This window comes from Streptomyces sp. NPDC044063 (assembly GCF_056434285.1).
Genome location: NZ_JBWKFM010000030.1, coordinates 23,175 through 48,027, shown reverse-complemented (window position 1 = coordinate 48,027; position 24,853 = coordinate 23,175). Strand labels below are relative to the sequence as shown.

General features: G+C 73.1%; 16 protein-coding genes and 2 pseudogenes. 7 read left to right on the top strand and 11 right to left on the bottom strand.

The window, feature by feature from the left end:
• Positions 1-3: 3 nt before the first annotated feature.
• The gene (locus tag AC07BS_RS28750) at positions 4-1,755 is read right to left on the bottom strand and encodes an NAD+ synthase (protein ID WP_478934935.1); all 1,752 of its coding nucleotides are present in this window, start codon (positions 1,753-1,755) and stop codon (positions 4-6) included.
• A gap of 186 nt (positions 1,756-1,941) precedes the next feature.
• Between AC07BS_RS28750 and AC07BS_RS28745 the strand changes: the two genes are divergently transcribed.
• Positions 1,942-2,511, top strand: a complete 570-nt coding sequence (locus AC07BS_RS28745; RefSeq protein WP_478641204.1) for a DUF4234 domain-containing protein — start codon at positions 1,942-1,944, stop codon at positions 2,509-2,511.
• A 66-nt stretch (positions 2,512-2,577) separates the two neighbouring features.
• Here the strand turns inward: AC07BS_RS28745 and AC07BS_RS28740 are convergent, their stop codons facing one another.
• Positions 2,578-4,194, bottom strand: coding sequence for a multicopper oxidase family protein (locus AC07BS_RS28740; protein ID WP_478934934.1), 1,617 nt, complete (start codon positions 4,192-4,194; stop codon positions 2,578-2,580).
• 72 nt (positions 4,195-4,266) lie between these two features.
• A complete protein-coding gene (locus tag AC07BS_RS28735) occupies positions 4,267-4,749 on the bottom strand; it encodes a hypothetical protein (RefSeq protein ID WP_478934933.1) in 483 nt (160 codons plus the stop codon).
• 169 nt (positions 4,750-4,918) lie between these two features.
• Here AC07BS_RS28735 and gadC point away from each other — a divergent pair, with 169 nt between their 5' ends.
• Together gadC and AC07BS_RS28725 are read left to right on the top strand one after the other, a co-directional pair.
• Positions 4,919-6,388 carry a glutamate/gamma-aminobutyrate antiporter GadC gene (gadC, locus tag AC07BS_RS28730; RefSeq protein ID WP_478934932.1) on the top strand — a complete coding sequence of 490 codons (1,470 nt, stop codon included), beginning with the start codon at positions 4,919-4,921 and terminating at the stop codon, positions 6,386-6,388.
• 57 nt (positions 6,389-6,445) lie between these two features.
• Complete coding sequence (locus AC07BS_RS28725; RefSeq protein WP_478641198.1) at positions 6,446-7,318, top strand: alpha/beta fold hydrolase; 873 nt, start codon at positions 6,446-6,448, stop codon at positions 7,316-7,318.
• Positions 7,319-7,335: 17 nt separating this feature from the next.
• On the opposite strand, the gene AC07BS_RS28720 is transcribed toward AC07BS_RS28725, so the two are convergent.
• Positions 7,336-8,151 (bottom strand): GmrSD restriction endonuclease domain-containing protein, encoded by an 816-nt coding sequence (locus AC07BS_RS28720; protein WP_478934931.1) that lies wholly within the window; start codon positions 8,149-8,151, stop codon positions 7,336-7,338.
• A gap of 229 nt (positions 8,152-8,380) precedes the next feature.
• Here AC07BS_RS28720 and glnA point away from each other — a divergent pair, with 229 nt between their 5' ends.
• Together glnA and AC07BS_RS28710 are read left to right on the top strand one after the other, a co-directional pair.
• Positions 8,381-9,742: a type I glutamate--ammonia ligase gene (glnA, locus tag AC07BS_RS28715; RefSeq protein ID WP_071962738.1), complete on the top strand. Its 1,362-nt coding sequence runs from the start codon at positions 8,381-8,383 to the stop codon at positions 9,740-9,742.
• Positions 9,743-9,785: 43 nt separating this feature from the next.
• Positions 9,786-12,881, top strand: coding sequence for a bifunctional [glutamine synthetase] adenylyltransferase/[glutamine synthetase]-adenylyl-L-tyrosine phosphorylase (locus AC07BS_RS28710; protein ID WP_478934930.1), 3,096 nt, complete (start codon positions 9,786-9,788; stop codon positions 12,879-12,881).
• Here AC07BS_RS28710 and AC07BS_RS28705 read toward each other — a convergent pair.
• The 6 genes from AC07BS_RS28705 to AC07BS_RS28680 form a co-directional block, all read right to left on the bottom strand.
• On the bottom strand, positions 12,869-13,771 hold the full coding sequence (locus AC07BS_RS28705) for a phosphatase PAP2 family protein (RefSeq protein WP_478934929.1): 903 nt from the start codon (positions 13,769-13,771) through the stop codon (positions 12,869-12,871). The two genes, AC07BS_RS28710 and AC07BS_RS28705, sit on opposite strands and share 13 nt — an antisense overlap.
• 69 nt (positions 13,772-13,840) lie before the next feature.
• Positions 13,841-14,902: a LacI family DNA-binding transcriptional regulator gene (locus AC07BS_RS28700; RefSeq protein ID WP_478641191.1), complete on the bottom strand. Its 1,062-nt coding sequence runs from the start codon at positions 14,900-14,902 to the stop codon at positions 13,841-13,843.
• Between the two features lie 25 nt (positions 14,903-14,927).
• Positions 14,928-16,565: a glycoside hydrolase family 13 protein gene (locus AC07BS_RS28695; protein WP_478641189.1), complete on the bottom strand. Its 1,638-nt coding sequence runs from the start codon at positions 16,563-16,565 to the stop codon at positions 14,928-14,930.
• 84 nt (positions 16,566-16,649) lie between these two features.
• On the bottom strand, positions 16,650-17,507 hold the full coding sequence (locus AC07BS_RS28690; RefSeq protein ID WP_478641187.1) for a sugar ABC transporter permease: 858 nt from the start codon (positions 17,505-17,507) through the stop codon (positions 16,650-16,652).
• Positions 17,504-18,445 (bottom strand): carbohydrate ABC transporter permease, encoded by a 942-nt coding sequence (locus AC07BS_RS28685; protein WP_478641186.1) that lies wholly within the window; start codon positions 18,443-18,445, stop codon positions 17,504-17,506. Before AC07BS_RS28685 ends, AC07BS_RS28690 begins: the two co-directional genes overlap by 4 nt.
• A 6-nt stretch (positions 18,446-18,451) precedes the next feature.
• Complete coding sequence (locus AC07BS_RS28680) at positions 18,452-19,753, bottom strand: extracellular solute-binding protein (protein ID WP_478934928.1); 1,302 nt, start codon at positions 19,751-19,753, stop codon at positions 18,452-18,454.
• 320 nt (positions 19,754-20,073) lie between these two features.
• Between AC07BS_RS28680 and AC07BS_RS28675 the strand changes: the two are divergent.
• Positions 20,074-21,465: pseudogene (locus tag AC07BS_RS28675) on the top strand (alpha-amylase); the annotation flags it as partial.
• A 102-nt stretch (positions 21,466-21,567) separates the two neighbouring features.
• Positions 21,568-24,153 (top strand): annotated as a pseudogene (gene pulA / locus AC07BS_RS28670) (pullulanase-type alpha-1,6-glucosidase); the annotation flags it as partial.
• Here pulA and AC07BS_RS28665 read toward each other — a convergent pair.
• On the bottom strand, positions 24,036-24,827 hold the full coding sequence (locus AC07BS_RS28665) for a TetR/AcrR family transcriptional regulator (RefSeq protein WP_478641183.1): 792 nt from the start codon (positions 24,825-24,827) through the stop codon (positions 24,036-24,038). The pseudogene pulA and the gene AC07BS_RS28665 sit on opposite strands and share 118 nt — an antisense overlap.
• Positions 24,828-24,853: the final 26 nt, after the last annotated feature.

Below are 24,853 nucleotides of genomic sequence, written 5' to 3'. Positions count from 1 at the left end.
GCGTCAGACCTCGCGCCAGTTGTTGGTGATCGGCAGCCGGCGGTCCTTGCCGAAGCCCTTCGGGGAGATCTTCGTGCCCGGCGGGTACTGGCGGCGCTTGTACTCCGCAGTGTCGACCAGGCGCAGGATCCGGGTGACGAGCTCCGGGTCGAAGCCCTCCGCCACGATGTCCGCGCGGCCCCGGTCGCGGTCGACGTACAGCTCCAGGAGACGGTCCAGCACCTCGTAGTCCGGCAGCGAGTCCGTGTCGACCTGGCCGGGGCGCAGCTCGGCGCTCGGCGGCTTGGTGATGGAGTTCTCCGGGATCGGCGGGGTCCCGCCGCGCTCGGCCGCCGCCCGGTTGCGCCAGCGGGCGAGGCGGAAGATGCCGGTCTTGTAGACGTCCTTGATGGGGCCGTACGCGCCGACGGAGTCGCCGTAGAGCGTGGAGTAGCCGCAGGCCAGCTCGGACTTGTTGCCCGGGGCCAGCACGATGTGGCCCTCCTGGTTGGAGATCGCCATCAGCAGGGTGCCGCGCAGGCGGGACTGGAGGTTCTCCTCGGCGAGGCCGGTGAGGCCCAGCGACCCCATGTACGCGTCGAACATCGGGGCGATCGGCACGGTCCGGAAGTTCAGGCCCGTGCGGCGGGCGAGGTCCTCGGCGTCGGCGATCGAGTGGTCGGAGGAGTAGCGCGAGGGCATGGCCACGCCGTACACGTTCTCCGGGCCGACCGCGTCGCAGGCGATGGCCGCGACGAGCGCCGAGTCGATGCCGCCGGACAGGCCGATCAGGACGCTGCGGAAGCCGTTCTTCGTCACGTACGCGCGCAGGCCCGTCACCAGCGCCAGGTAGACCTCCTCGTCGTCGCTCAGGTGCGGCGCCCCGCCGCCGGTGAACTCCGGCTCGTACGGGGGCAGCACATCGGCGGAGAGCGTGACGTGGTCGATGCGCAGCCCGTCGTCGACGATGCCGGAGGGCACCTCGGCGGGGGCCGCGGGCAGGTCGAGGTCGAGCACCACGCAGCGCTCCTCGAACTGCGGGGCGCGGGCGACGACCTCGCCGTCGCGGTCGACGACGATCGTGTCGCCGTCGAAGACCAGCTCGTCCTGACCGCCGGTCATCGCGAGGTAGGCGGTGGTGCAGCCGGCCTCCCGGGCGCGCCTGCGGACCAGCTCCAGGCGGGTGTCGTCCTTCTCGCGCTCGTAGGGGGAGGCGTTGATGGACAGCAGCAGCCCGGCCCCGGCGGAGCGGGCCGCCGGCACCCGGCCGCCCTCCTGCCAGAGGTCCTCGCAGATGGCCAGCGCCACGTCCACACCGTGGACGCGCACCACGGGCATGGTCTCGCCGGGCACGAAGTACCGGAACTCGTCGAAGACGCCGTAGTTCGGCAGGTGGTGCTTGGCGAAGGTGAGCACGGCCTCGCCGCGGTGGAGCACGGCGGCGGCGTTGCGCGGCGAACCGGCGGGGCGGCCCAGCCGGTGGCCGGACTCCTCGCTGCGGTCCAGGTAGCCGACGACGACCGGCAGCTCGCCGAGGCCCTCCGCCCGGAGGCGCTCGGCCAGCGAGCGCAGCGCGGCGCGGCCGGCCTCGACGAAGGAGCTCCGCAGCGCCAGGTCCTCGACGGGGTAGCCGGTCAGCGCCATCTCGGGGAACGCCACCAGGTGGGCGCCCTGCTCGGCGGAGCGCCGGGTCCAGCGGACGATCGTCTCGGCGTTCCCGGCGAGGTCGCCGACGCGGGAGTCGATCTGGTTCAGGGCGAGACGAAGTTGAGCCACGCCGCCAGTCTAATCGTCTGACTGACGCAATGTCGTGTGAGCGGGGCCACGCGCGGTCGTGAAGAAGGCATTCCCCTGGCAGTGAATTGGAATCTTGTGACAAGCTGCGCGATCTACCCGTGGCGCAATTCCGGCTGCGGGTTCCTTGATGTTTTGTCAGAAATTCCATGAGGAGACTCGTTGAGCATGCAGCCGCCGCAGTGGGGTCCGCCGGCCCCGGGCAGCAACCCCTACCCCCCGGCCGCTCCCGCCCAGCCCTACCAGGGCGGTTACCCGCAGCAGCAGGCCCCGGCGGGCTACGGCTACCCGGCGGCTCCCGCCCCGATGCCCGGCTACCCGCAGCAGGGTGGTGCGGCTCATTTCGGCCTGTCCATGAAGCGCCGCAATCCCTTCGCCGCCTGGCTGGGCCTGCCGCTCATCACCCTCGGCATCTACGGCCTGGTCTGGTACTACAAGATCAATAAGGAGATGGCGGAGTTCGACAACCGCCGTCAGATCAACCCCGGGACGGCGCTGCTCGCCATCACGCTGGGCGGCTTCCTGATCGTGCCGCCGTTCGTCTCGCTCTACCGGACCGGCCGGCGGATCGCCGACGCCCAGCGCGCCGCGGGCCTGCAGCCCACCTGCAGCGGTGGCCTCGGCCTGCTGCTGGGGTTCCTCGGCTTCTACGGCCTCTACTACCAGATCGAGCTGAACAAGGTCGTGGACCGCTACGGCCAGATCCAGCCCGGCACCCAGGTGCCGCTGGCGTTCTGAGCCGTCGCGTACGGGCCCGCGCCGCGTCCGGCGCGGGCCCGTGGCGTACCCGGACGGCCGGACGCCCTAGGAGCGGTAGCCCAGCACCGTCATCATCCCGGACTCCGCGTGGTAGACGTTGTGGCAGTGGATCATCCACAGCCCGGGGTTGTCCGCGTCGAAGTCGGCCGTGACCCGCTCGCCCGGCAGCACGATCGCGGTGTCCTTGCGCGGCCCGCCGCCGGCCAGCGCGAAGGTGTGGCCATGGAGGTGCATCGGGTGCCACATGGTGGTCTCGTTGACGAACACCAGCCGCACCCGCTCGCCCGCGCGCACCGGGTGCCGCCGGTCCGGGTCGTACGGCGCGCCGTCGATCGCCCAGTCGTACTTCGCCATCGAACCGGTGAGCCGCAGCGTGAGCGTGCGGTCGGGGCGCCGGTCCGCCAGGCGGACGCCCGCCGCGGCCTTCAGCCGGCCGGCGGTCAGCGGGGCGCTGTCCAGCTCCCGGGGCCGGACGTCCGCCGCGGGCGCCGTCCCGCCGCCGGTGCGCAGCAGGGCCAGCGCGGTGCGCTTCTTGCCCTCCGCCAGCGCGGTCAGGGGGAAGACGCCGTCCTTGGCCTCGACCAGTACGTCGTAGCGCTCGCCCATGCCGAGCAGCAGGGAATCGGTCTCCGTGTGCTCGACCGGGAAGCCGTCGCTGTGGGTGACGGTCATCCGGTGGTCGCCGAGCGCCACCCGGAAGGCGGTGTCGCCGCCCGCGTTGATCAACCGCACCCGGATGCGGTCGCCGGGCCGTGCCGTGAACGTCCGCGGGTCCTCGGGAACGCGGCCGTTGACGAGATAGTGCGGATAGGCGACGTCGCCCGCGTCGCCGCCGAGGACGTCGCTGGTGGCGCCCATCAGCATCCGGGAGGGCCCGGAGGGCGCCGGGGAGGCGGCCGCGGCCCGGCCGGTCATCGCCATGTGCGACATGTCGTGGCCCCCACCGTGCCCCCCGCCCCCACCGTGCCCCCCGCCGCCGTGGCCCGCGCCGCCCCCGCCGTGATCCATGCCGCCCATGCCCTGGGAGAGCTCCGCGAGCACGCCGTCCGGAGTGCTGCCGTCGACCCCGTCGACCCAGTCGTCGAGGACGACGACCCACTCCTTGTCGTACGACAGCGGTTCCTTCGGGTCCTCCACGATCAGCGGCGCGTACAGCCCCCGGTCCTGCTGGGTGCCCGCGTGGGGGTGCAGCCAGTACGTGCCGGGGTGGGTGACGTTGAAGCGGTAGTCGAACGACGCGCCGGGCCGCACGGACCGCTGGGTGAGGCCGGGGACGCCGTCCATGTCGTTGCGCAGCGCCAGCCCGTGCCAGTGCACGGAGGTGGGCTCGGGCAGGTGGTTGGCGAGGGTGAGGGCGAGGGTGTCGCCCGCGGTGACGCGGATCTCCTCGCCGGGCAGCGCGTCGCCGTACGCCCAGGACGCGACCGTGCGGCCGCCGCCCAGGTCGAGCCGGGCCGGGGTGGCGGTGAGCCGGACGTCGCGGACGCGGCCGGAGCCGGCCCTGGCGGCCTCGGCGGCGGCGACCTCCTTGCCGCCGGGGGAGACGTAGCCGGCCGGTGAGGATCCGGCCTTTCGCGGGGAGCCGGAGCAGGCGCTGAGCAGGCCGCCGCCGGTCAGGGCGATGCCCGCGCCGAGCACGGCGCGGCGGGTGGTCGTACGCATGGGGAAGTGCACCTCGTGGGTGTGGTGTCGGTGGTGTCGTACGCGGGGACGGCGCGCGGGGCGCCGCCCGCGCTATACGCGCAGCACCGACAACCGGGCGAGGGCCTTCCGCCGCGGTGGCGGCGGGACGGGCCACAGGGCGCGCGAGAACCACGCGCCGGGCCCCGCCGGGACCGCGCCGACGGGAAGCCCGAGGGCGACGACGGCGGCCAGGGCGAGGAGGAGGGCGAGCACCCAGCCGGCTCCGGCCCCGGCGCCGGACCCGAGGACGGCGAGGCAGACGGACATGGGGTCCATGCCGGGGGGTCCGTGGCCGGCGGGGGCGTCCACGGCCCGGGGGCCGTGCCCGGCGGCGGGGTCCTGGGCGCGAGGCGCGCCGTGCGGCGCGGCGGCGCCGTGCGCGGCGTGTCCGGTGGCCCCGTCGGCGACGACCGCCGTCCGCGGGGGCTCATGGCGGGGATGGCCGAGTGTGTGCATCGTCACGATGCCGAGGACCAGCGCGGCGAACAGCAGCAGCCGGCCGCACCACGCGCCGACCCCCCGCCGTCCTTGCACCGCCTGCCTCCCGAGCCCTCCGACCTTCCCGGCACCCTACCCCCTCGGGGTATGCCGTCTCCAGGTGTCCGGCGGCGGGGAGCGGGGCACGGATGTGCGCAGAGAGACCCCAAGGGCCGATTATGGGGCGAAAAGATCGACGCACGGCCCCGAAGGACCCCCTCCCCCCATGACCATCACGGAACAGGTGCGGGAGGACAGTCCCCGCACCGCCGTCGTCCCCGGCCCGGGCCCCGAACGGGCGCAGTTCATCTCCTGGGCGACGCTCGCCCTGATGACCACCGCCTCCGTGGCGAACCTGCGCCCCTCGCCCTCCATGGCGCTCTACGGACTGGCCGCCGTCTTCCTCTACCTCCTGCCGGCCGTGGTCTTCCTGCTGCCGACCGCCCTGGTCTCCGCCGAGCTCGCCTCCGGCTGGACCGGCGGCGTCTACCGGTGGGTCAGCGAGGGCCTGTCCAAGCCGCTGGGCTTCCTCGCCGTGTGGTGCCAGTTCGCGATGACCATCGCGTACTACCCGAGCCTGCTGGCGTACGTGGCGAGCACCTTCGCGTACGTCATCGACCCCTCGCTGGCCGGCAACGGCCTCTACGTCGCCGCCGTCATCGTCGTCGTCTACTGGGCGGGCGTGCTGGTCTCCTCGCGCGGCACCAAGGCGGTCGCCGGGCTGTCCAGCATGGGCCTGATCGCCGGCACCCTGATCCCGGGCGCGGTCCTCGTCGTCCTCGGCGTCGTCTTCCTCGCCCAGGGCAACCCCTCCGCCGCGCCCATGGACACCGGGCACGTCCTGCCGCCGTGGACCGGGCCGGCCAGCCTCGTCCTCGTCGTCAACAACTTCCTGTCCTACGCGGGCATGGAGATGAACGGTGTGCACGTCTCGTCCCTGCGCGAGCCCGGCCGGCAGTACCCGCGCTCGGTCTTCCTGGCCACCGGACTCGTTCTGCTGATCTTCATCCTGCCCGCGCTCGCCATCAGCTGGGTGATGCCGGGCGAGGACCTGAGCCTGACCGCCGGCGTGATGCAGGCGTTCCAGGGCTTCTTCGACCACTTCCACGTGGGCTGGCTGACCAAGGTCGTCGGCCTGCTGCTGGTCGCCGCCGCGCTCGGCGGCATGCTGACCTGGATGTCCGGCCCGTCCCAGGGCCTGCTGGCGGTCGCGCGCCAGGAGGGCTATCTGCCGCCCGCCCTCCAGCGGCTCAACCGGCACGGCGCACCCCGCGCGATCATGGTCGCCCAGGGGGTGCTGACCACCCTCATCGCGGGCCTGTACGCCTTCCTGCCCGACGTCTCCAGCGCCTACTGGATCTTCTCCGTGGTCGCCACGCAGATCTACCTCGTCGTCTACCTGCTGATGTTCGCCGCCGTCATCCGGCTGCGCACCCTCCGGCCCGAGCGGCCCCGCGGCTTCCGCGTGCCGGCCGTCCGCCTGGTCGCGGGCACCGGCTTCGTCGCCTCGGCCGCCGCGATGTGCATCGGCTTCGTGCCGCCGGAGCAGTTCGGCGGCCAGCCGCTGTGGCGCTACCTGCTGATCGTGGGCGGCGGGCTGGCGACCCTCGGGCTGCTGGCGCCGCTGGCGTTCCTCGCGTTCCGCAAGCCGCACTGGGTGACGGCCGGGGACCGCGGGACCCGCCCGGTCGAGTAGCCTGCGCGTGCTCGTCCGGCGACCGGCGGAGGGGCGCGGAGATGCGAGGGGGACTGGATGAGCGGTTTCGAGCGGCCACCCGGACGGATGCTGCGCGTCGGCGGCGTCCCCCTCCACGTGCTGTGCGAGGGGTCGGGGCCGCCGTGCGTGCTCAGCCCCGGGCTGGGCATGGCCTGGTTCGACTGGGAGCCCGTCGTCCCGCTGCTCACCCCCCACCGGACGGTGGTCCGCTTCGACCGGCCCGGGCTGGGCTTCAGCGCCCCGCCGGCCGGGCCGCCCACGGCCGCAGCGGAGGGTGCCCGGATAGCGGGCGTCCTGGACGCCCTCGGGCTGACCGGCCCGGCCACCGTCGTCGGCCACTCGCTCGCCGCCTTCCACGCCGAGGCGTTCGCCCGGCTCCACCCCGAGCGCACGGCCGGGCTCGTCCTCGCCGACCCCAGCGTCGAGGAGAACGCCCGGCCGGTGCCGGCGCTGGGGCTGCGCACCGCCGCCGCGCACGTGCGCGGCCTGGCCTTCTCCGCCGCCGGGCTGCCCCGGGCGCTCGGCCCCGCCCTGCGCCGGCTCGGCGTCCGGGTCGCCTCCCTCACCCGCGACGACCCGGCCCCGGCCGACCTGGTGCGCCGCGTCTACGGCACCGGGCGCGTGGTGCGGGCGGTGCTCATGGAGAACGCCCGCTACTACGACGTCGCCGCCGAGCTCCAGGACCTGCGCGCCCACCACCCGCTGCCGCCCGCCCCCGTCACCGTCCTGGCCGCCTCCACCGGCACCGGCTCCGCGGACGAGCTCCGCTGGCTGGAGCGCCAGCGGGCCCTCGCCGCCCTGCTCGACGGGCGCTTCGAGGCCGTGGCGCCGGCCGGCCACCTGCTGATGTACGACCGGCCGCAGTCCATCGCGGCGGCCGTCCTCGCCACCCCGTTCGTACGTGCCTGACCGCCGGGCCGTTCGGTTCAGCCGGCGCAGGAGTCCAGCATCTTCGTGAGGGTGTTCCGCTCGGCCGCGGTGATGCTCAGCGCGTAGGTGCTCTTGACCGACACCCAGGCCCGGCCGTAGACGCACCAGGCGGCCCGGTCCGGGGGCTGCCACTGGTCCGGGGACTGGTCGCCCTTGGAGCGGTTGGTGGCCGCCGAGACGGTGAGCAGCTGCGGATGCGTCAGGTCGTTGGCGAACGCCTTGCGCCGGTCGTTGTCCCACTTGTCGGCACCCGACCGCCAGGCGTTGGCCAGCGGAACGATGTGGTCGATGTCGACCTGGGAGCCCTTGGTGTACGTCTTGCCGTCGTACAGGCTGAGCCAGGTGCCCGAGACCGCCCGGCACTGGTCGTCCCGCTTGACGTCCTTGCCGTCGCGCTCCAGCACCGTCTCGCGGGTGTCGCAGCGGTTCCCCTGCTGCGCCCAGTGCGGGAAGGCGGAGCGGCTGTAGCCCGACATGGAGTGCGGGGCCTCCTCCTTCAGCGCCTTCAGCCGCGTCCGGGCGTCCGCGACCGGCGGGAGGCCGGGCAGCGCGGCTGTCCCGGCGCCCTTCGATCCCTCGGCGCCCTTCGATCCCTCGGCGCCCTTCGATCCCTCGGCGCCCGGTGATCCCTTGGCGCCCGGTGATCCCTTGGCGTCCGGCGTGGCACCGGAGCCCTTGCCGCCCGAGCCCTTGCCGCCCGAGTCCTCCTTCCCGCAGCCGGCCAGCGCGACGACCGCCGCGACGGCCACCGCGACGACGCGTGCTCCCCAGGCCCCCGGAGCCATGGCTCCGGCGTGACGTCGTGTCCGCATCCGGCATCCCCCCTCGGTCCCGCGAAGAGGCTTCCCGCCCGGTACGGGAGGAAATCCAGCGGATCGGGAGGGGCAAGATCCACCCTGCGAACGTACGATGCACCCATAAGGCGGAACGGTGCGGCTGCCGCCCGGAAACCCCCCGGTAACCCCGGGACGTGATACTCAAGGTCCAGCCTGTGCCCGCACCCGGTGAAACGAGCCGTCTGACCTGCAAGGATAGGTAGCTATGGATAAGCAGCAGGAGTTCGTGCTCCGCACGCTCGAAGAGCGCGACATCCGGTTCGTCCGGCTGTGGTTCACCGACGTCCTGGGCTACCTGAAGTCCGTGGCCGTCGCCCCCGCCGAGCTGGAGCAGGCCTTCGACGAGGGCATCGGTTTCGACGGGTCCGCGATCGAGGGCTTCGCCCGGGTCTACGAGTCCGACATGATCGCCAAGCCGGACCCGGGGACCTTCCAGATCCTGCCCTGGCGCGCGGAGGCCCCGGGCACCGCCCGGATGTTCTGCGACATCCTCATGCCGGACGGTTCGCCGTCCTACGCGGACCCCCGCTACGTCCTCAAGCGCATCCTGGCCAAGACCTCGGACCTCGGGTTCACCTTCTACACCCACCCCGAGATCGAGTTCTTCCTGCTCAAGGACAAGCCGGTGGACGGCACCCGCCCGGTGCCCGCCGACTCCTCCGGCTACTTCGACCACACCCCGCAGAACGTCGGCATGGACTTCCGCCGCCAGGCCATCACCATGCTGGAGTCCATGGGTATCTCGGTGGAGTTCAGCCACCACGAGGGCGCCCCGGGCCAGCAGGAGATCGACCTGCGCTACGCCGACGCGCTGTCCACCGCCGACAACATCATGACCTTCCGGCTGGTGATGAAGCAGGTGGCGCTGGAGCAGGGCGTGCAGGCCACGTTCATGCCCAAGCCGTTCTCCGAGTACCCCGGCTCCGGCATGCACACCCACCTCTCCCTCTTCGAGGGCGACCGCAACGCGTTCCACGAGTCCGGCGCCGAGTACCAGCTGTCCAAGGTCGGCAAGTCCTTCATCGCCGGCCTGCTGCGGCACGCGGGCGAGATCTCCGCCGTGACCAACCAGTGGGTCAACTCCTACAAGCGCATCTGGGGCGGCTCCCAGCGCACCGCCGGCGCCGGCGGCGAGGCCCCCTCGTACATCTGCTGGGGCCACAACAACCGTTCGGCCCTCATCCGGGTGCCCATGTACAAGCCGGGCAAGACCGGCTCCACCCGGGTCGAGGTCCGCTCCATCGACTCCGGCGCCAACCCCTATCTGACCTACGCGGTGCTGCTGGCCGCCGGTCTGAAGGGCATCGAGGAGGGCTACGAGCTCCCGGCCGGCGCCGACGACGACGTCTGGGCGCTGTCCGACGCCGAGCGCCGCGCCATGGGCATCGAGCCGCTCCCGCAGAACCTCGGCGAGGCCATCGAGCTGATGGAGCGCAGCGAGCTCGTCGCCGAGACCCTCGGCGAGCACGTCTTCGACTTCTTCCTGCGCAACAAGAAGCAGGAGTGGGAGGAGTACCGCTCCGAGGTCACCGCCTTCGAGCTGCGCAAGATGCTGCCGGTGCTCTGACCGGCACCGGACCCCCCGACCGCGGACGGACGAGAGGCAGCCGATGACCGTGCCCGACGGGCGCCGCAGCAGTGCCTACACCCGCTTGCTGCGGTACGGCTTCACCGACCCCGTCGGTGCCGAACGGCTGCTGGAGGGGTCCGCGCTGGCCACCACCGGGGCCGACCCGGTGCTGCTCGAAGCGCTCGGCGGCACCGCCGACCCGGACCTCGCGCTGCGCGGGCTGGCCCGGCTGGCCGAGGCGCTGGACGCGCGGGGGGAGGGGGAGCGGCGGGAGCTGCTGGAGACGCTGGTGGCCGCCAAGCCGCTGCGCGACCGGCTGCTGGGGGTGCTGGGCGTCTCCGAGGCGCTCGGCGACCACCTCGCCCGGCACCCGTACGACTGGCGCGCGCTGGACGGCCACGACACGGCCGGCCCGCGCCCCACCACCCCCGACTTCGAGCGCGCCCTGGCCGAGGGCGTCCACGGGGAGCGCGGCGCCGGGCTCACCCCGCCCGACGCGCTGCGCGCCGCCTACCGCCGCGCGCTGCTGGCCATCGCGGCCCGGGACGTCGGCGGCACCACCGACGTCGCCCGGGCCGCCGCCGAACTCGCGGACCTGGCCACCGCCACCCTCCGCACGGCCCTGGCGATCGCCGCCGAGGAGCAGCCCGACGACGCCGTCGCCTGCCGGCTGGCCGTCATCGGCATGGGCAAGTGCGGCGGCCAGGAGCTCAACTACGTCTCCGACGTCGACGTCATCTTCGTGGCGGAGGCCCGGGAGGGGACGGCGGAGGGCCCGGCCCTGCGGGCCGCCACCCGGCTCGCCTCCCGCATGATGCGGGTGTGCTCCGACGTCACTCCCGAGGGCACCATCTGGCCCGTCGACGCCAACCTCCGCCCCGAGGGCCGCAACGGGCCCCTGGTGCGCACCCTCTCCAGCCACCTCGCCTACTACCAGCGCTGGGCCAAGACCTGGGAGTTCCAGGCCCTGCTCAAGGCCCGGCCCGTCGCGGGCGACCGGGATCTCGGCCAGGCCTACGCCGACGCCGTGGCCCCGCTGGTCTGGCAGGCGGCCGAGCGCGAGAACTTCGTCGCCGACGTCCAGCAGATGCGCCGCCGCGTCGTCGCCTCCATCCCCGCCGCCCACGTCGACCGCGAGCTCAAGCTCGGCCCCGGCGGCCTGCGCGACGTGGAATTCGCCGTCCAGCTCCTGCAGTTGGTGCACGGCCGCAGCGACGCCACGCTTCGCAGCGGCAGCACCCTGGAGGCGCTGGCCGCCCTCGCCGCAGGCGGCTACGTCGGCCGCGCCGACGCCAAGGCCCTCGACGCGGCCTACCGCTTCCTGCGCGCCATGGAACACCGCATCCAGCTCTACCGGCTGCGCCGCACCCACCTCGTCCCCGAGGACGAGTCCGACCTGCGCCGGCTCGGCCGCTCGCTGGCCCGCAGCGACGACTGGCCGGCCGGCAAGGAGCCCGTCGCCGAGCTCGGCGCCCGGTGGCGGCAGCACACCCGCGAGGTGCGGCGCCTCCACGAGAAGCTCTTCTACCGGCCCCTGCTGGACGCCGTCGCCCAGCTGGAGCCCGGCGAGATCCGGCTCAGCCCCAAGGCCGCCGGTCAGCGCCTGGAGGCCCTCGGCTACGCCGACCCCGCCGCGGCCCTGCGCCACCTGGAGGCGCTGGCCTCCGGCGTCACCCGCAAGGCCGCCATCCAGCGGACCCTGCTGCCCGTCCTGCTCGGCTGGTTCGCCGACTCCGCCGACCCCGACGCCGGGCTGCTCACCTTCCACAAGGTCTCCGACGCCCTGGGCCGCACCCCGTGGTATCTCCGTCTGCTGCGCGACGAGGGCCTGGCCGCCGAGAACCTCGCCCGGGTCCTCTCCGCCGGACGGCTCGCCCCCGACCTGCTGCTGCGGGCCCCCGAGGCGGTCGCCCTGCTGGGCGACCCCGGCGGCCTGCGCCCGCGCGGCCGGGAGGCCCTGGAACAGGAGGTCATGGCCGCCGTCGGCCGCGCCGAGGACGCCGAGGCGGCCATCGTCGCCGTGCGCGGCGTACGCCGCCGCGAGCTGTTCCGCACCGCCGCCGCCGACATCATCGGCGCCTACGGGCACCCCGGCGACGGCGCCCACGCCACCGGCGAGCACGGCACCGGCTCCCGCGGCCACGCCGAGACCGCCGGCAACGACCCGGGCGCCCGCGTCCGCACGGTCGGCGACGCCGTCTCCGACATCAACGCCGCCACCATCGCCGGCGCCCTGCGCGCCGCCGTACGCGCCCAGTGGGGCGACACCCTGCCCACCCGCTTCTCCGTCGTCGCCATGGGCCGCTTCGGCGGCCACGAGCAGGGCTACGGCTCCGACGCCGATGTGCTCTTCGTCCACGAGCCGCGCGAGGGCGTGTCCGACGAGGAGGCCGGCAAGGCCGCCTTCGCGGTGGCCGGCGAGATGCGCAGGCTGCTGCAACTGCCCACCACCGACCCGCCCCTGGTCGTCGACGCCGACCTGCGGCCCGAGGGCCGGTCCGGGCCCATGGTGCGCACCCTCGCCTCGTACGCCGCCTACTACCGGCGCTGGTCGCTGGTGTGGGAGAGCCAGGCGCTGCTGCGCGCCGAGCCGGTGGCCGGCGACGAGGAGCTGGGCCGGCGCTTCACCGAGCTGATCGACCCGCTGCGCTACCCCGCCGAGGGCCTGGGCGAGGACGCCGTGCGCGAGATCCGCCGGCTGAAGGCCCGGATGGAGTCGGAGCGGCTGCCGCGCGGCGCCGACCGCACCCTCCACACCAAGCTGGGCCGGGGCGGACTGTCGGACGTGGAGTGGACGGTGCAGCTGCTGCAGATGCGGCACGGCTGGGCGGAGCCCGGCCTGCGCACCACCCGCACCCGGGAGGCGCTGGCCGCGGCCTGCGCCGCCCGGCTCGTCTCCGCGGAGGACGCCCGCATCCTGGACGAGGCGTGGGTGCTGGCCACCACCGTACGCAACGCGGTGATGCTCGTGCGCGGCCGTGCCGGGGACACGTTCCCCACCGACGCCCGGGAGCTGGCCGCCGTCGGGCGCTACCTCGGCTACGAACCGGGCCACGTGGGGGAGATGCTGGACGACTACCGTCGCACCACCCGGCGGGCCCGGGCCGTGGTCGAAGAGCTGTTCTACGGGGCCTGACCCGCCGGCAGCCGGCCGGTCGACCCGTTCCTCCCAGCATGCGACCGGACGCCCCGGACCGCCACATGGCGGGCCAGCCGGAAGGGCAGCGCCCGGTACCAGGCGCCGGACAGCGCGAAGCCGAACGCCAGGCACAGCAGCCCGCCCACCGCGTCCAGCCAGAAGTGGTTGGCGGTCGACACGATCACCACCAGCGTCAGCACCGGGTAGAGCACCCCCAGCACGCGCACCCACACCGCCCGCGCCAGCATGGCGATCGTCAGACCGCACCACGTCGACCAGCCGATGTGCATCGACGGCATCGCGGCGTACTGGTTGGAGACGTTCGCCAGATTGCCCGACGCCATCGAACCCCAGGTGTGGTGCACCAGAACGGTGTCGACGAAGCCGGGCCCGGCCATCAGCCGCGGTGGCGCGAGGGGATACAGGTAGTAGCCGAGCAGGGCCACGCCCGTGGTGGCGAACAGGGCGAGCCGGGCGGCCGCGTACCGCCCGGGGTGCCAGCGGTAGAGCCAGACCAGCACCCCGATGGTCAGCACGAAATGCAGCGTGGCGTAGTAGTAGTTCATCCCCACGATCAGCCACGTCACCGAATTCACGGCCCGGTTGACGGTGTGCTCGACGGCGATGTGGAGACTTTGCTCCGCCTGCCAGATCCAGTCGGCGTTGCGCAGCGCCGCCGCCCGCTGCTCGGGAACGGCGTTACGGACCAGCGAATACGTCCAGTAACTCACCGCGATCAGCAGCACCTCGAACCACAGGCGGGGGTGGCGCGGGGAGCGCAGCCTGCGCAGCAGGCGGCCGTCCGCCGGCGGCGTGGCCGCACGCTCCGCGGGGGGCGGCGGGGCGGCCGTCCGGCCTTCCAGGGTCCTTGCTGTCGCTTCACCCATAGGGGAAGAGTCTGCCAGAAAGCTCCCCGCCGCAGATCGTCCGCGGGTCGGGTCCCCGCCACCGCGCTCTCAGCCCGTGGCAGGACCCGCACCGCGCGTACCGGCGCCCCGCGCGAGGCCCGGGGCCGACGCCGTCGACCCGCGGACCACCAGCTCGGGCAGGAAGACGAACTCGCTCTGCGGGGCCGGGGTACCGCCGATCTCCTCCAGCAGCGCACGCACCGCCGCCTGCCCCATCGGCCGCACGGGCTGCCGGATCGTGGTCAGCGGCGGATCGGTGAACGCGATCAGCGGCGAGTCGTCGAACCCCACCACCGAGACGTCGCGCGGCACTTCGAGACCGCGCTGCCGGGCCCCCCGGATCACCCCGAGCGCCATCATGTCGCTCGCGCACACCACCGCGGTGCATCCCCGGTCGATGAGCGCGGAGGCCGCCGCCTGACCACCCTCAAGGGTGAACAGCGAATGCTCGACGAGGTGCTCCGCCTCGTCCTGGGGCACCCCCAGCTCCTCGCGCATGCTCAGCAGGAAGCCCTCGATCTTGCGCTGCACCGGAACGTACCGGCGGGGCCCCACGGCCAGCCCGATCCGCCGGTGCCCCAGTGCCGCCAAATGGGTGACGGCGAGCCGTACGGCCGCCCGGTCGTCGGGCGAGACGAAGGGCGCCCGCACCTTTGGCGAGAAGCCGTTGATCAGCACGAACGGCACGCCCTGGGCCCGCAGCCGCTCGTAGCGCTGCATGTCGGCCGAGGTGTCGGCGTGCAGCCCGGAGACGAAGAGGATGCCCGCCACGCCCCGGTCGACGAGCATCTCGGTCAGCTCGTCCTCCGTGGCCCCGCCCGGCGTCTGCGTGGCCAGCACCGGGGTGAACCCCTGGCTGGTCAGGGCCTGGCCGATCACCTGGGCGAAGGCCGGGAATATGGGGTTGTCCAGCTCGGGCGTGATCAGCCCGACCAGGCCCTCGCTGCGGCGGCGCAGCCGGACGGGCCGCTCGTAGCCCAGCACGTCGAGCGCGGCCAGCACCGACTGGCGGGTGGAGGCGGCGACCCCCGGCTTCCCGTTGAGGACGCGGCTGACGGTTGCTTCGCTGACACCCGCCTGGGCTGCGATATCGGCTAGCCGGGCGGTCACAGGAGGTGACTGTACCGGGCGCATCTCAGACTGCCCACCACACGCATGAATTCGCAGGGATTCGTACGGTTCCGCCGGAGAATTCCAAGGCGTCACTGGCCAGCACCGGACGGCCCGGCACCGGCAGGGACGCCTCCTCGCCGAGCGTGTTGAGCGTGCACACGAAGCCCGGCCGGGAGAACGCCAGCACGCCCTCCGGCGCGTCCAGCCACGTCATCTCCCCGTCGCCCAGACCCGGCAGCTCCCGCCGCAGCGTCAGGGCCGAGCGGTACAGCTCCAGTGTGGAGCGCGGGTCGCCCGACTGCGCCTCCACCGACAGGCCCGCCCACGCCGCGGGCTGCGGCAGCCAGCTGCCGCCCGGCCCGAAGCCGTACGGCGCGGCGCCGCCCGACCACGGCAGCGGCACCCGGCAGCCGTCCCGCAGCCCGTCCTGGCCGTCGCCCCGGAAGAACGCCGGGTCCTGGCGCACGTCGTCCGGCAGGTCGCCGACCTCCGGCAGCCCCAGCTCCTCGCCCTGGTAGACGTACGCCGAGCCGGGCAGCGCCAGCATCAGCAGCCCGGCCGCGCGGGCCCGGCGCAGCCCCAGCTCCGCGTCGCCCGCGCCGTAGCGGGTGGCGTGCCGCACCACGTCGTGGTTGGAGAGCACCCAGGTGGTGGGGGCCCCGACCGACAGGGTGGCGGCCAGCGACGCGTCGATGACCTCCCGCATCGGGCCGGCGCCCCAGTCGCAGGTGAGGAACTGGAAGTTGAACGCCTGGTGCAGTTCGTCCGGGCGGACGTACAGCGCGAGGCGCTCCACCGTGGGCGCCCAGGCCTCCGCCACCCCGATCCGGTCGCCCGGGTAGGAGTCCAGCAGCCGCCGCCAGGCGCGGTGGATCTCGTGCACCCCGTCCTGGTCGAAGAACGGCAGCACCTGGGCGCCGATCAGCTTCGCCTGCTCGGTGCGCCCGATGTCCGGCAGCCCCGCCGCCTTGACCATGCCGTGCGCCACGTCGATGCGGAAGCCGTCCACGCCCAGGTCCAGCCAGAACCGCAGCACGGACTCGAACTCGGCCCGCACCTCGGGGTTGTCCCAGTTGAGGTCCGGCTGCTCGGGCGCGAACAGGTGGAGGTACCACTCGCCGGGGGTGCCGTCCGCGTCCGTCGTCCGCGTCCAGGCCGGGCCGCCGAAGACGGACTCCCAGTCGTTCGGCGGCAGTTCGCCCGAGGCGCCCTTGCCGGGACGGAAGTGGTAGCGCTCGCGGGCCGTCCCCCCGGGCGGGCCCGCGAGCGCGGTCTCGAACCAGGCGTGCCGGTCGGAGGTGTGGTTCGGGACGATGTCCACGATCACCCGCAGCCCCAGCCGGTGCGCCTCGCGGACCAGGTCGTCCGCGTCCGACAACTGCCCGAACAGCGGGTCCACGGCCCGGTAGTCCGCCACGTCGTAGCCGCCGTCCGCCTGCGGCGAGGCGTAGAACGGCGTCAGCCACAGCGCGTCCACACCCAGGTCCGCCAGGTACGGCAGCCGCTCGCGGATGCCCCGCAGGTCGCCGATGCCGTCCCCGTCGCTGTCGGCGAACGAGCGCACGTACACCTGGTAGATGACGGCGCTGCGCCACCAGCCGTCGGCCTCTCGGGAGGCGTCGGCGGCCGGGCGGACGGAGGGCGCCAGATCCTGGGTCATGTACTTCCTATCGGCTCGTAGTCACGTAGTACGGGTCGTGCGCAGGGCTCAACGACGGTGCGCGCACAAGGTCAGCCCAAGGGGTCAGCCCTTGGTGCCGCCGGCGGTCAGCCCGGCCACCAGGTGCCGCTGGGCGTAGAAGAACACCAGCGCGGCGGGGACGGTGATGAGCACGGCCGCCGCGGTCATCAGCCCCCACTCGGCCTTCTGCTGGCCCACGAAGGTCTGCAGGCCGACGGCCAGCGTGTAGTGGTCCTCGCTGCTCATGAACTGGCTGGCGAAGGCCACCTCGCCCCAGGCGGTGATGAAGGAGTAGAAGGCGGTGACGGCCAGCCCGGGCCGGGCCAGCGGCAGGATCAGCCGCCAGAACGTGCCGAACGGCGTCAGCCCGTCCACCCGGCCGGCCTCGTCGATCTCGGCGGGTATCGAGTCGAAGTACCCCTTGAGCATCCACGCGCAGAACGGCACCGACACCGAGCAGTACGTGATGACCAGGCCGGCGTACGAGTCCAGCAGCTCCAGCTCCCCGAGGAGGTTGTAGAGCGGCACGATGAGCACGGCCATCGGGAACATCTGGACGACCAGGAAGGTCCACATCAGCGGCCGCTGCCCGGGGAAGCGCATCCGGGAGACGGCGTAGCCCGCGCTCGCCGCGATGAACACGCCCACCACGGTGGCGCCCAGCGCCACGATCAGCGAGTTGCCGAACCAGGTGAGGAACTTCGTCTCGCCCAGCACATGGCTGTAGTTGGACAGCGAGAAGCCGGTGGCCTTCGTGGGCTCCTGCCAGCCGTCCCGCCCGCGCAGCGAGACGAAGACGACGAACAGGACGGGGAAGAGGGAGACCAGCGACGCGGCGATCAGCGCCGTGTGGAGGCCGACGGAGGCCGCGCGCGAGCGCTGCCCGCGGCCTCGGGGTACGGGGGTGGCGGTGCCGCTCATCGCGCGGTCTCCTGTCGGGCGAGCATCCGGCGGTAGAAGGTGGCGAAGACCAGCAGCAGGGAGAGGATGAGGATGCCGTACGTCGCCGACCCCGCGTAGTCGCGGACGCCCTGGAAGGCCAGCCGGTAGGCGTACGTCACCAGGATCTCGCTCTCCGAGCTCGCGCCCTGCCCGATCAGCAGGTAGATGACCTGGAACATGTTGAACGACCAGATGACGCCCAGCAGGATCACCGTCCCGCTCACCGGCCGCAGCCCGGGCAGGGTCACGTGCCGGAAGCGCTGCCAGGGCGAGGCGCCGTCCATCTCGGCGGCCTCGTGCAGCTCGGCGGGTATCGCCTGGAGGCCGCCCAGGATGGCCACCATCATGAACGGCACGCCCAGCCAGACGTTGACGGCGACAGCCGACAGCTTCTGGAGCGTGCTGTCGCCGAGCCAGTCCACCGGGTCCAGCCCCAGGCCGGTGAGGGCGGCGTTGATGACGCCGTACTTCTCGTTGAACATCAGCCGCCACGAGAACGTGGCGACGAACGCCGGCACCGCCCAGGGCAGGATCAGCAGCACCCGGTACAGGGCCCGGAACCGGACCTGCCGGTTGAGCAGCAGGGCCAGCCCCAGACCGATGGTGTAGTGGAGGAAGACGCAGGCCGCGGTCCAGACGACGGTCCAGGTCAGGCGCGAGTAGAAGTGGCCCTCCTGGCCGGAGAGCACCTTCCAGTAGTTGTCGAGTCCGACGAACTCGTAGGTCGAGGCGATGTGGTTGACGCCGATGGTGCGGCCGACGTTGGCCTCGTTGGCGTCCGTGAAGGAGAGGTAGACGCCCCTCCCCAGCGGATAGCCGACGAGCACGGCGAGCACGAGGACGACCGGCAGCACCATCGCCCACGCGTACCAGTGGGTGCCGAAGGAGCGCCTGACCTTGGTGAGGACTGTGGCCATCGGGTCCTACTCCTCGATGCCGTAGTCCTTGAGGAGCGCGGACTTCCAGGCCTTGGCCGTGGCGTCCAGGCCCTCCTTGGGCTCCTCCTTCAGCGTGAGGATCTTGGTGTAGTGCTGGAGGTACTCGGTGAAGAGGTCGCCGCCCTGCGGGATCGGCGGGCGCGCGTGGGCCTTGCCGAGCGCCATGTAGAAGGAGTTGCGCACCGGGTCGGCCAGGACGGCCTTGGTGTAGGCGGACTTGCGCGTCGGCAGGACGCCGATGGCGGTGGAGACGCTCTCCTGCTGGCTCGCCTCGGTCATGAAGCGGGTGAAGAGGTAGCTGGCGTCGAAGTTCTTGGAGCCGGCGTAGACCACGAGGTTGTGGCCGCCGACGGGGGCGCCCGCGGTGCCGGTGGAGCCGGCCGGGACGGCCGAGATGCCCAGGTTGTCGTGGTTCTTGAAGGCCTCGCCGCCGAAGATCTCCTTGGTCGCCCAGGGACCGTCGAGCATCATGGCGAGCTTGCCGTTCTTGAAGTCCGTCTTGAGGGCGTTGTAGCCGTCGGTGCCGGCGGGCTTGGGCGCGGCGCCGGACTTCACCAGGTCGACGGCGGTCTCGACGCCCTTGACGGAGGCCGGGCTCGAGATCGTGATCTTCTTCTTGGCGGCGTCGACCATGTCGCTGTTCTCGCCGTAGAGGAAGGGCAGCGAGTAGTAGCTGTCCGGGCTCAGGCCGATGCCCGCGGCGCCGGTCTTGTCCTTGATCTTCTCGGCGGCCTCCTTGACCTCCTTCCAGCCGGCCGGGGCCTTGTCCACGCCGGCCTTCCGGAGCAGCTCCTTGTTGTAGAGGAGCCCGAGGGTGTCGGTGACCTGCGGGACGCCGTAGGTCTTGCCCTGGTAGGCGGCGTTCTTCAGCGGCCCTTCCAGGAAGTCCTCGCTCTTGTCGAGGGCGGGGGTGCCGGTGAGGTCCTTGAGGTAGCCGAGCTGGGCGAAGCCGGGGGTCCAGCCGACGTCGGAGCGCAGCACGTCGGGGGCGCCCTTGCCGGTCGCGGCGGCGGTCTTGAACTTCTGCTGGGCCTGGTCGAAGGGCACGTTGACGTACTCGACCTTGATCTTCGGGTACTTGGCCTCGAAGGCGGCCACCAGCTTCTTGAAGGCCGGCGCCTCGTTGGTGGCGTCGGACGTGTCCCACCAGGTGATGGTGCCGGTCACGGCGCCCGGGTCGTTCGCCGCTTTGGAGCCGTCGCTTCCGTCGTTGCCGCCACCGCCGCACGCGGTCAGGGTCAGGGCCAGCGCACCGGCGACGGCGGCGACCGATATGCCTCTTCGCATATGGATGCTCCTCGTTCTGGAGGCCGCCTGAGGGGGGACGGCCCGAGCTGAGGAGGAAGTTAACAGGCTGCAATCTCTTGCGAAAGACCTTGCAAGAACGGAATCGCGAGATTTCGCGGTTGTAACCGGACCGTGTCCAAAGGGTTGACCGGTACGCAGGAGACTCGTACGGTCTCGGCGGCAAGCGGTTGCACTCGTGCGGGCAAACTTGCTGAAAGAACCTTCATGGGCCTGACGGGCAAGGCGCGTTGCCGTACGGGGTCGTATACCGCACCCCCCCCATCCCAGGAGGCCCCATGCCCCCCACCGGCATGCCCCGCATCGCCCGCAGAACCCTGGCCGCCACGCTCGCACTCGTCGCCGGCGCCGCGGTCTGCGCCCCCCAGGCCCAGGCTGCCCCGCCCGCCGCACCCGGCGGCAAGGACGTCACCGCCGTCCTCTTCGAGTGGGACTACCCCTCCGTGGCCCGCGAGTGCGCGAGCACCCTCGGCCCCGCCGGCTACGGCTGGGTCCAGGTCTCCCCGCCCCAGGAGCACGTCCAGGGCCCGCAGTGGTGGACCTCGTACCAGCCCGTCTCCTACCGCCTCGCCGGACGCCTCGGCGACCGCACCGCCTTCCGCGCCATGGTCGGCGCCTGCCACGCCGCCGGCGTGAAGGTCATGGCCGACGCCGTCGTCAACCACATGGCCGGGGGCCCCGCGACCGGCACCGCCACCGGCACCGGCGGCTCCCCGTACGGCAAGTACGACTACCCGGGCACCTACCGGCGCGAGGACATGGACGACTGCACGGCGGAGATCACCGACTACCGCGACCGCCGTAACGTCCAGGACTGCGAGCTCGTCGGCCTCGCCGACCTCGACACCGGCGAGGACTACGTCCGCACCCGCGTCGCCGCCTACCTGGAGGACCTGCTCTCCCTCGGCGTCGACGGCTTCCGCGTCGACGCCGCCAAGCACATACCCGCCCAGGACCTCGCCACGATCAAGTCCCGGCTGAGCAGACCCGACGTGTACTGGAAGCAGGAGACGATCTTCGGCGCCGGCGAGGCCGTCCAGCCCGGGGAATACCTCGGCACCGGCGACGCCCAGGAGTTCCGCTACGCCCGCGACCTGCAACGCGTCTTCCAGCGTGAGCGCCTCGCCTACCTGAGGAACTACGGCGAGGGCTGGGGCTACCTGCCCGGCGGCAAGGCCTCCGTCTTCGTCGCCAACCATGACACCGAACGCGGCGGCGACACCCTCACCTACCGCGACGGCGCCGCCTACACCCTCGCCCACGTCTTCATGCTGGCGTGGCCCTACGGCACACCGGACGTCCACTCCGGCTACGAGTTCACCGACCGCGACGCCGGGCCGCCGGCGGGCGGCGCGGTACGGGAGTGCTGGCGCGACGGCTGGAAGTGCCAGCACGCCTGGCCCGAGATCAGGTCGATGGTCGGCTTCCACAACGCCGTCCGGGGCACCGCCGTCGGCGACTGGTGGGACAACGGCTACCAGACCATCGCCTTCGGGCGGGGCGACAAGGGGTACGTCGTGGTCAACCACGAGACGTACGCGGTGAGCCGCACCTTCCGGACGTCGCTGCCGGGCGGGGACTACTGCGACGTGCAGTCGGGGAAACGGGTGACGGTGGGCCCGGACGGCCGCCTCACCGCGACGGTGGCGCCGAACACGGCACTGGCCCTGCACGTGGGAGCGCGGAGCTGTAGCTGACCGTGTCCTCAAACGCCGGACGGGCTGATTTCAGCCCGTCCGGGGGCACCTCCCAGCGGTAGCTGGGGGAATTTGAGGACGAACCACCGACCGCAAGGAGCGACGTACGTGAACAGACGCCTGGCCACCCTCGCCGGAGCCGCGCTCTTAGCGCTGCCCCTCGCCGGAACCGGCCACGCCGTACCGGCCGAGCCCCCGGCCCCCACCCGCGCGGAAGCGCAGTGGCTCGACAGGTCCACCCTCGCCTGGCCCAAGACCCTCGGCGACCCCGCCCGCCCCCACCGTCTCGTCCACGACCGCGGCAGCTTCCGGCTCACCCGCCTCCCCGGCGGTCTGACGGCGAAGTACCCCCGCCTCGCCGCCACCCACGACGCCTACCGCGTCGACGCCACCGCCGCACAGGAGCGCACCGCGCTCCGGGGCAGGCTCACGGCCGTCACCGACGGCGTCACCACCGGCGTCCAGATCCCCGGCGTCCTCGACGACCTCTACGCCCGCGCCGCCGCCACCGCGCCCCTGGGCCCGGTGTTCCGGCACGGCCGGCCCACCCTCTCCGTCTGGGCGCCCACGGCGAGGACCGTGGCGCTGGAGCTCGACGGCCGCCGGCTCCCCATGCGGCGCGACGCCGCGAGCGGGGTCTGGAGCGTGACCGGCGACCGCCACTGGACGGGCCGGCCCTACCGCTACGCCGTCACCGTCCACGCCCCGGCCGCCGGACGGACCGTCACCAACCTGGTCACCGACCCCTACTCCACCGCCCTGACCGCCGACTCCGCGCGCAGCCTGGTCACCGACCTCGCCGACCCCGCCCTGGCCCCCGCCGGCTGGCGGCGGCTGCGCAAGCCCGCGGCCGTGCCGGCCCGCGACGCGCAGATCCAGGAGCTGCACGTCCGCGACTTCTCCGCCGCGTCCGGCCGGGGCGGCTATCTCGCCTTCACCGACCGCGGTTCGGCCGGCATGCGGCACCTGCGCGCGCTCGCCGCCGCCGGGACCTCGTACGTCCACCTGCTCCCCGTCTTCGACTTCGCCACCGTCCCCGAGCGTCGCGCCGACCAGGCCACCCCGCCCTGCGACCTCACCGGGCCGCCCGCCGACTCCGCCGAGCAGCAGAAGTGCGTCGCCCGGACCGCCGCCCGCGACGCCTACAACTGGGGCTACGACCCGCTGCACTACACCGTCCCCGAGGGCTCGTACGCCTCCGACCCCCAGGGGCCGCGCCGCACCCTGGAGTTCCGGCGCATGGTCCAGGGGCTGTCGGACGCCGGGCTGCGGACCGTGATGGACGTGGTCTACAACCACACCGCCGCGTCCGGCCAGGACGAGCGGTCCGTCCTCGACCGGATCGTCCCCGGCTACTATCACCGCCTCCTCGACGACGGCTCCGTCGCCACCTCCACCTGCTGCGCCAACACCGCCCCCGAGCACGCCATGATGGGCCGGCTCGTCGTCGACTCCGTCGTCACCTGGGCCAGGCAGTACAAGATCGACGGCTTTCGGTTCGACCTGATGGGACACCACCCCAAGGCCAACATCCTCGCCGTCCGCAAGGCCCTCGACGCCCTCACCCCGGAGCGGGACGGCGTCGACGGCAGGTCGGTCATCCTCTACGGCGAGGGCTGGAACTTCGGCGAGGTCGCGAACGACGCCCGGTTCGTCCAGGCCACCCAGCGGAACATGGCCGGCACCGGCGTCGCCACCTTCTCCGACCGCTCCCGCGACGCCCTGCGCGGCGGCGGCCCCTTCGACGACGACCCCCGCGTCCAGGGCTTCGCGTCCGGCCTGTTCACCGACCCCAACGGCGCGCCCGTCAACGGCTCGGCCGGCGAGCAGCGGGCCCGGCTCCTCCACGCCCAGGACCTGATCAAGGTCGGGCTGACCGGCAACCTCGCCGGCTACCGCTTCACCGACTCCACCGGGCGCGAGGTCACCGGCGCGGACGTCGACTACAACGGCTCGCCCGCCGGCTACGCCGCCGCGCCCGGCGACGCCCTGTCGTACGCCGACGCCCACGACAACGAGACCCTCTACGACGCCCTCGCCTACAAGCTGCCGCGCACCACCCCGCCCGCCGACCGGGCCCGCGCCCAGGTCGTCGCCATGGCCGCCGCCACGCTCTCCCAGGGCCCGTCGCTCTCCCAGGCCGGCACCGACCTGCTGCGCTCCAAGTCCCTGGACCGCAACTCCTACGACAGCGGCGACTGGTTCAACGCGATCCACTGGGACTGCGCCGACGGCAACGGCTTCGGCCGCGGCCTGCCCCCGGCCCGCGACAACGAGGCCAAGTGGCCGTACGCCCGCCCGCTGCTGGCCGACCCGGCGCTGCGGCCCGGCTGCGGCCCCGTTACCGCCGCCTCGGCCGCCTACCGGGACCTGCTGCGCGTCCGGACGACAGAGAAGGCGTTCAGCCTGCCGACCGCCGAGGCCGTGGAGGCGACCCTGTCGTTCCCCCTGTCCGGGCGGGACGAGACCCCGGGCGTCGTCACCATGCGCCTCGGCGACCTGGTCGTGGTCATCAACGCGGCGCCCGAGCGGCAGGCCCAGCGCGTCCCCGGGGCGGCGGGCACCGGCTACGCGCTGCACCCCGTGCAGGCGCGCGGCGCGGACCCGGTCGTGAAGTCCGCCTCGTACGCGCCCGCCTCGGGCACGTTCACCGTGCCGGGCCGCACGGTGGCGGTCTTCCGGCGCGGCTGAAGCCGGCCGGCCAGGGCGGCCACCGGGCCGCCCGCCGGCTCGTCGGCGAGGACCCGCGCCAGCACGGCCGCGGTGTCCTCGTCGTGCGCCGCGCCCACCGCGACGAGCGCCGCGAGGGCCTGGGCCAGCCGCTCCTCCAGCTCCGGGCGCGGCACCCCGCAGCCCTCCAGCCAGAGCAGCGCCGTGGCCTCGACCAAGGAGATCCACGATCGCAGCGTCAGCTCCAGGCGGGGCGTGGGCTCGGCCACCCCGAGGTGTTCGAGCAGCCGGGCGTACGCGGTCCGGCGCACCCCCTCGATCAGCGGCACCGCCGTGCCCGCGCCCACCGGGCCGCCGCGCAGCAGCGCCGCGTACCCCGGGCCGTGGCCCTCCACGAAGTCGAGGAACCGCCGCAGCACCCGGGCCAGGCGGGCGACCGGCGGGCCCTGGACGGGCTCGTCGAAGAGCGCGGTCAGCTCGTCGGCGGCCCGCCGCACGGCGCTCTCGTACAGGCTGGTCTTGCAGGTGAAGTACCGATAGACGAGCGGCCGGGAGATCCCGGCCGCCAGCGCTATGTCGTCGAGGGAGACGCTGTCGGGCGGGCGGTGGCTGAAGAGGTCGAGGGCGACCGCGATCAGTTGCTCGCGTCGCTCCTCGACGCTCATCCGGCGGCGGACCACGGTCGTCATGGCGGTCATCCTAGACGGCCCGAACA

What these genes read in the sequence shown, in the direction of transcription:
- glnA (WP_071962738.1), top strand. Translation starts at nt 8,381, where the DNA reads ATGGATAAGCAGCAGGAGTTCGTGCTCCGCACGCTCGAAGAGCGCGAC.
- AC07BS_RS28695 (WP_478641189.1), bottom strand. Translation starts at nt 16,565, where the DNA reads ATGACCCAGGATCTGGCGCCCTCCGTCCGCCCGGCCGCCGACGCCTCC.
- AC07BS_RS28680 (WP_478934928.1), bottom strand. Translation starts at nt 19,753, where the DNA reads ATGCGAAGAGGCATATCGGTCGCCGCCGTCGCCGGTGCGCTGGCCCTG.
- AC07BS_RS28720 (WP_478934931.1), bottom strand. Translation starts at nt 8,151, where the DNA reads ATGCGGACACGACGTCACGCCGGAGCCATGGCTCCGGGGGCCTGGGGA.
- AC07BS_RS28710 (WP_478934930.1), top strand. Translation starts at nt 9,786, where the DNA reads ATGACCGTGCCCGACGGGCGCCGCAGCAGTGCCTACACCCGCTTGCTG.
- AC07BS_RS28740 (WP_478934934.1), bottom strand. Translation starts at nt 4,194, where the DNA reads ATGCGTACGACCACCCGCCGCGCCGTGCTCGGCGCGGGCATCGCCCTG.
- AC07BS_RS28685 (WP_478641186.1), bottom strand. Translation starts at nt 18,445, where the DNA reads ATGGCCACAGTCCTCACCAAGGTCAGGCGCTCCTTCGGCACCCACTGG.
- AC07BS_RS28690 (WP_478641187.1), bottom strand. Translation starts at nt 17,507, where the DNA reads ATGAGCGGCACCGCCACCCCCGTACCCCGAGGCCGCGGGCAGCGCTCG.
- AC07BS_RS28725 (WP_478641198.1), top strand. Translation starts at nt 6,446, where the DNA reads ATGAGCGGTTTCGAGCGGCCACCCGGACGGATGCTGCGCGTCGGCGGC.
- AC07BS_RS28665 (WP_478641183.1), bottom strand. Translation starts at nt 24,827, where the DNA reads ATGACGACCGTGGTCCGCCGCCGGATGAGCGTCGAGGAGCGACGCGAG.
- AC07BS_RS28705 (WP_478934929.1), bottom strand. Translation starts at nt 13,771, where the DNA reads ATGGGTGAAGCGACAGCAAGGACCCTGGAAGGCCGGACGGCCGCCCCG.
- AC07BS_RS28745 (WP_478641204.1), top strand. Translation starts at nt 1,942, where the DNA reads ATGCAGCCGCCGCAGTGGGGTCCGCCGGCCCCGGGCAGCAACCCCTAC.
- gadC (WP_478934932.1), top strand. Translation starts at nt 4,919, where the DNA reads ATGACCATCACGGAACAGGTGCGGGAGGACAGTCCCCGCACCGCCGTC.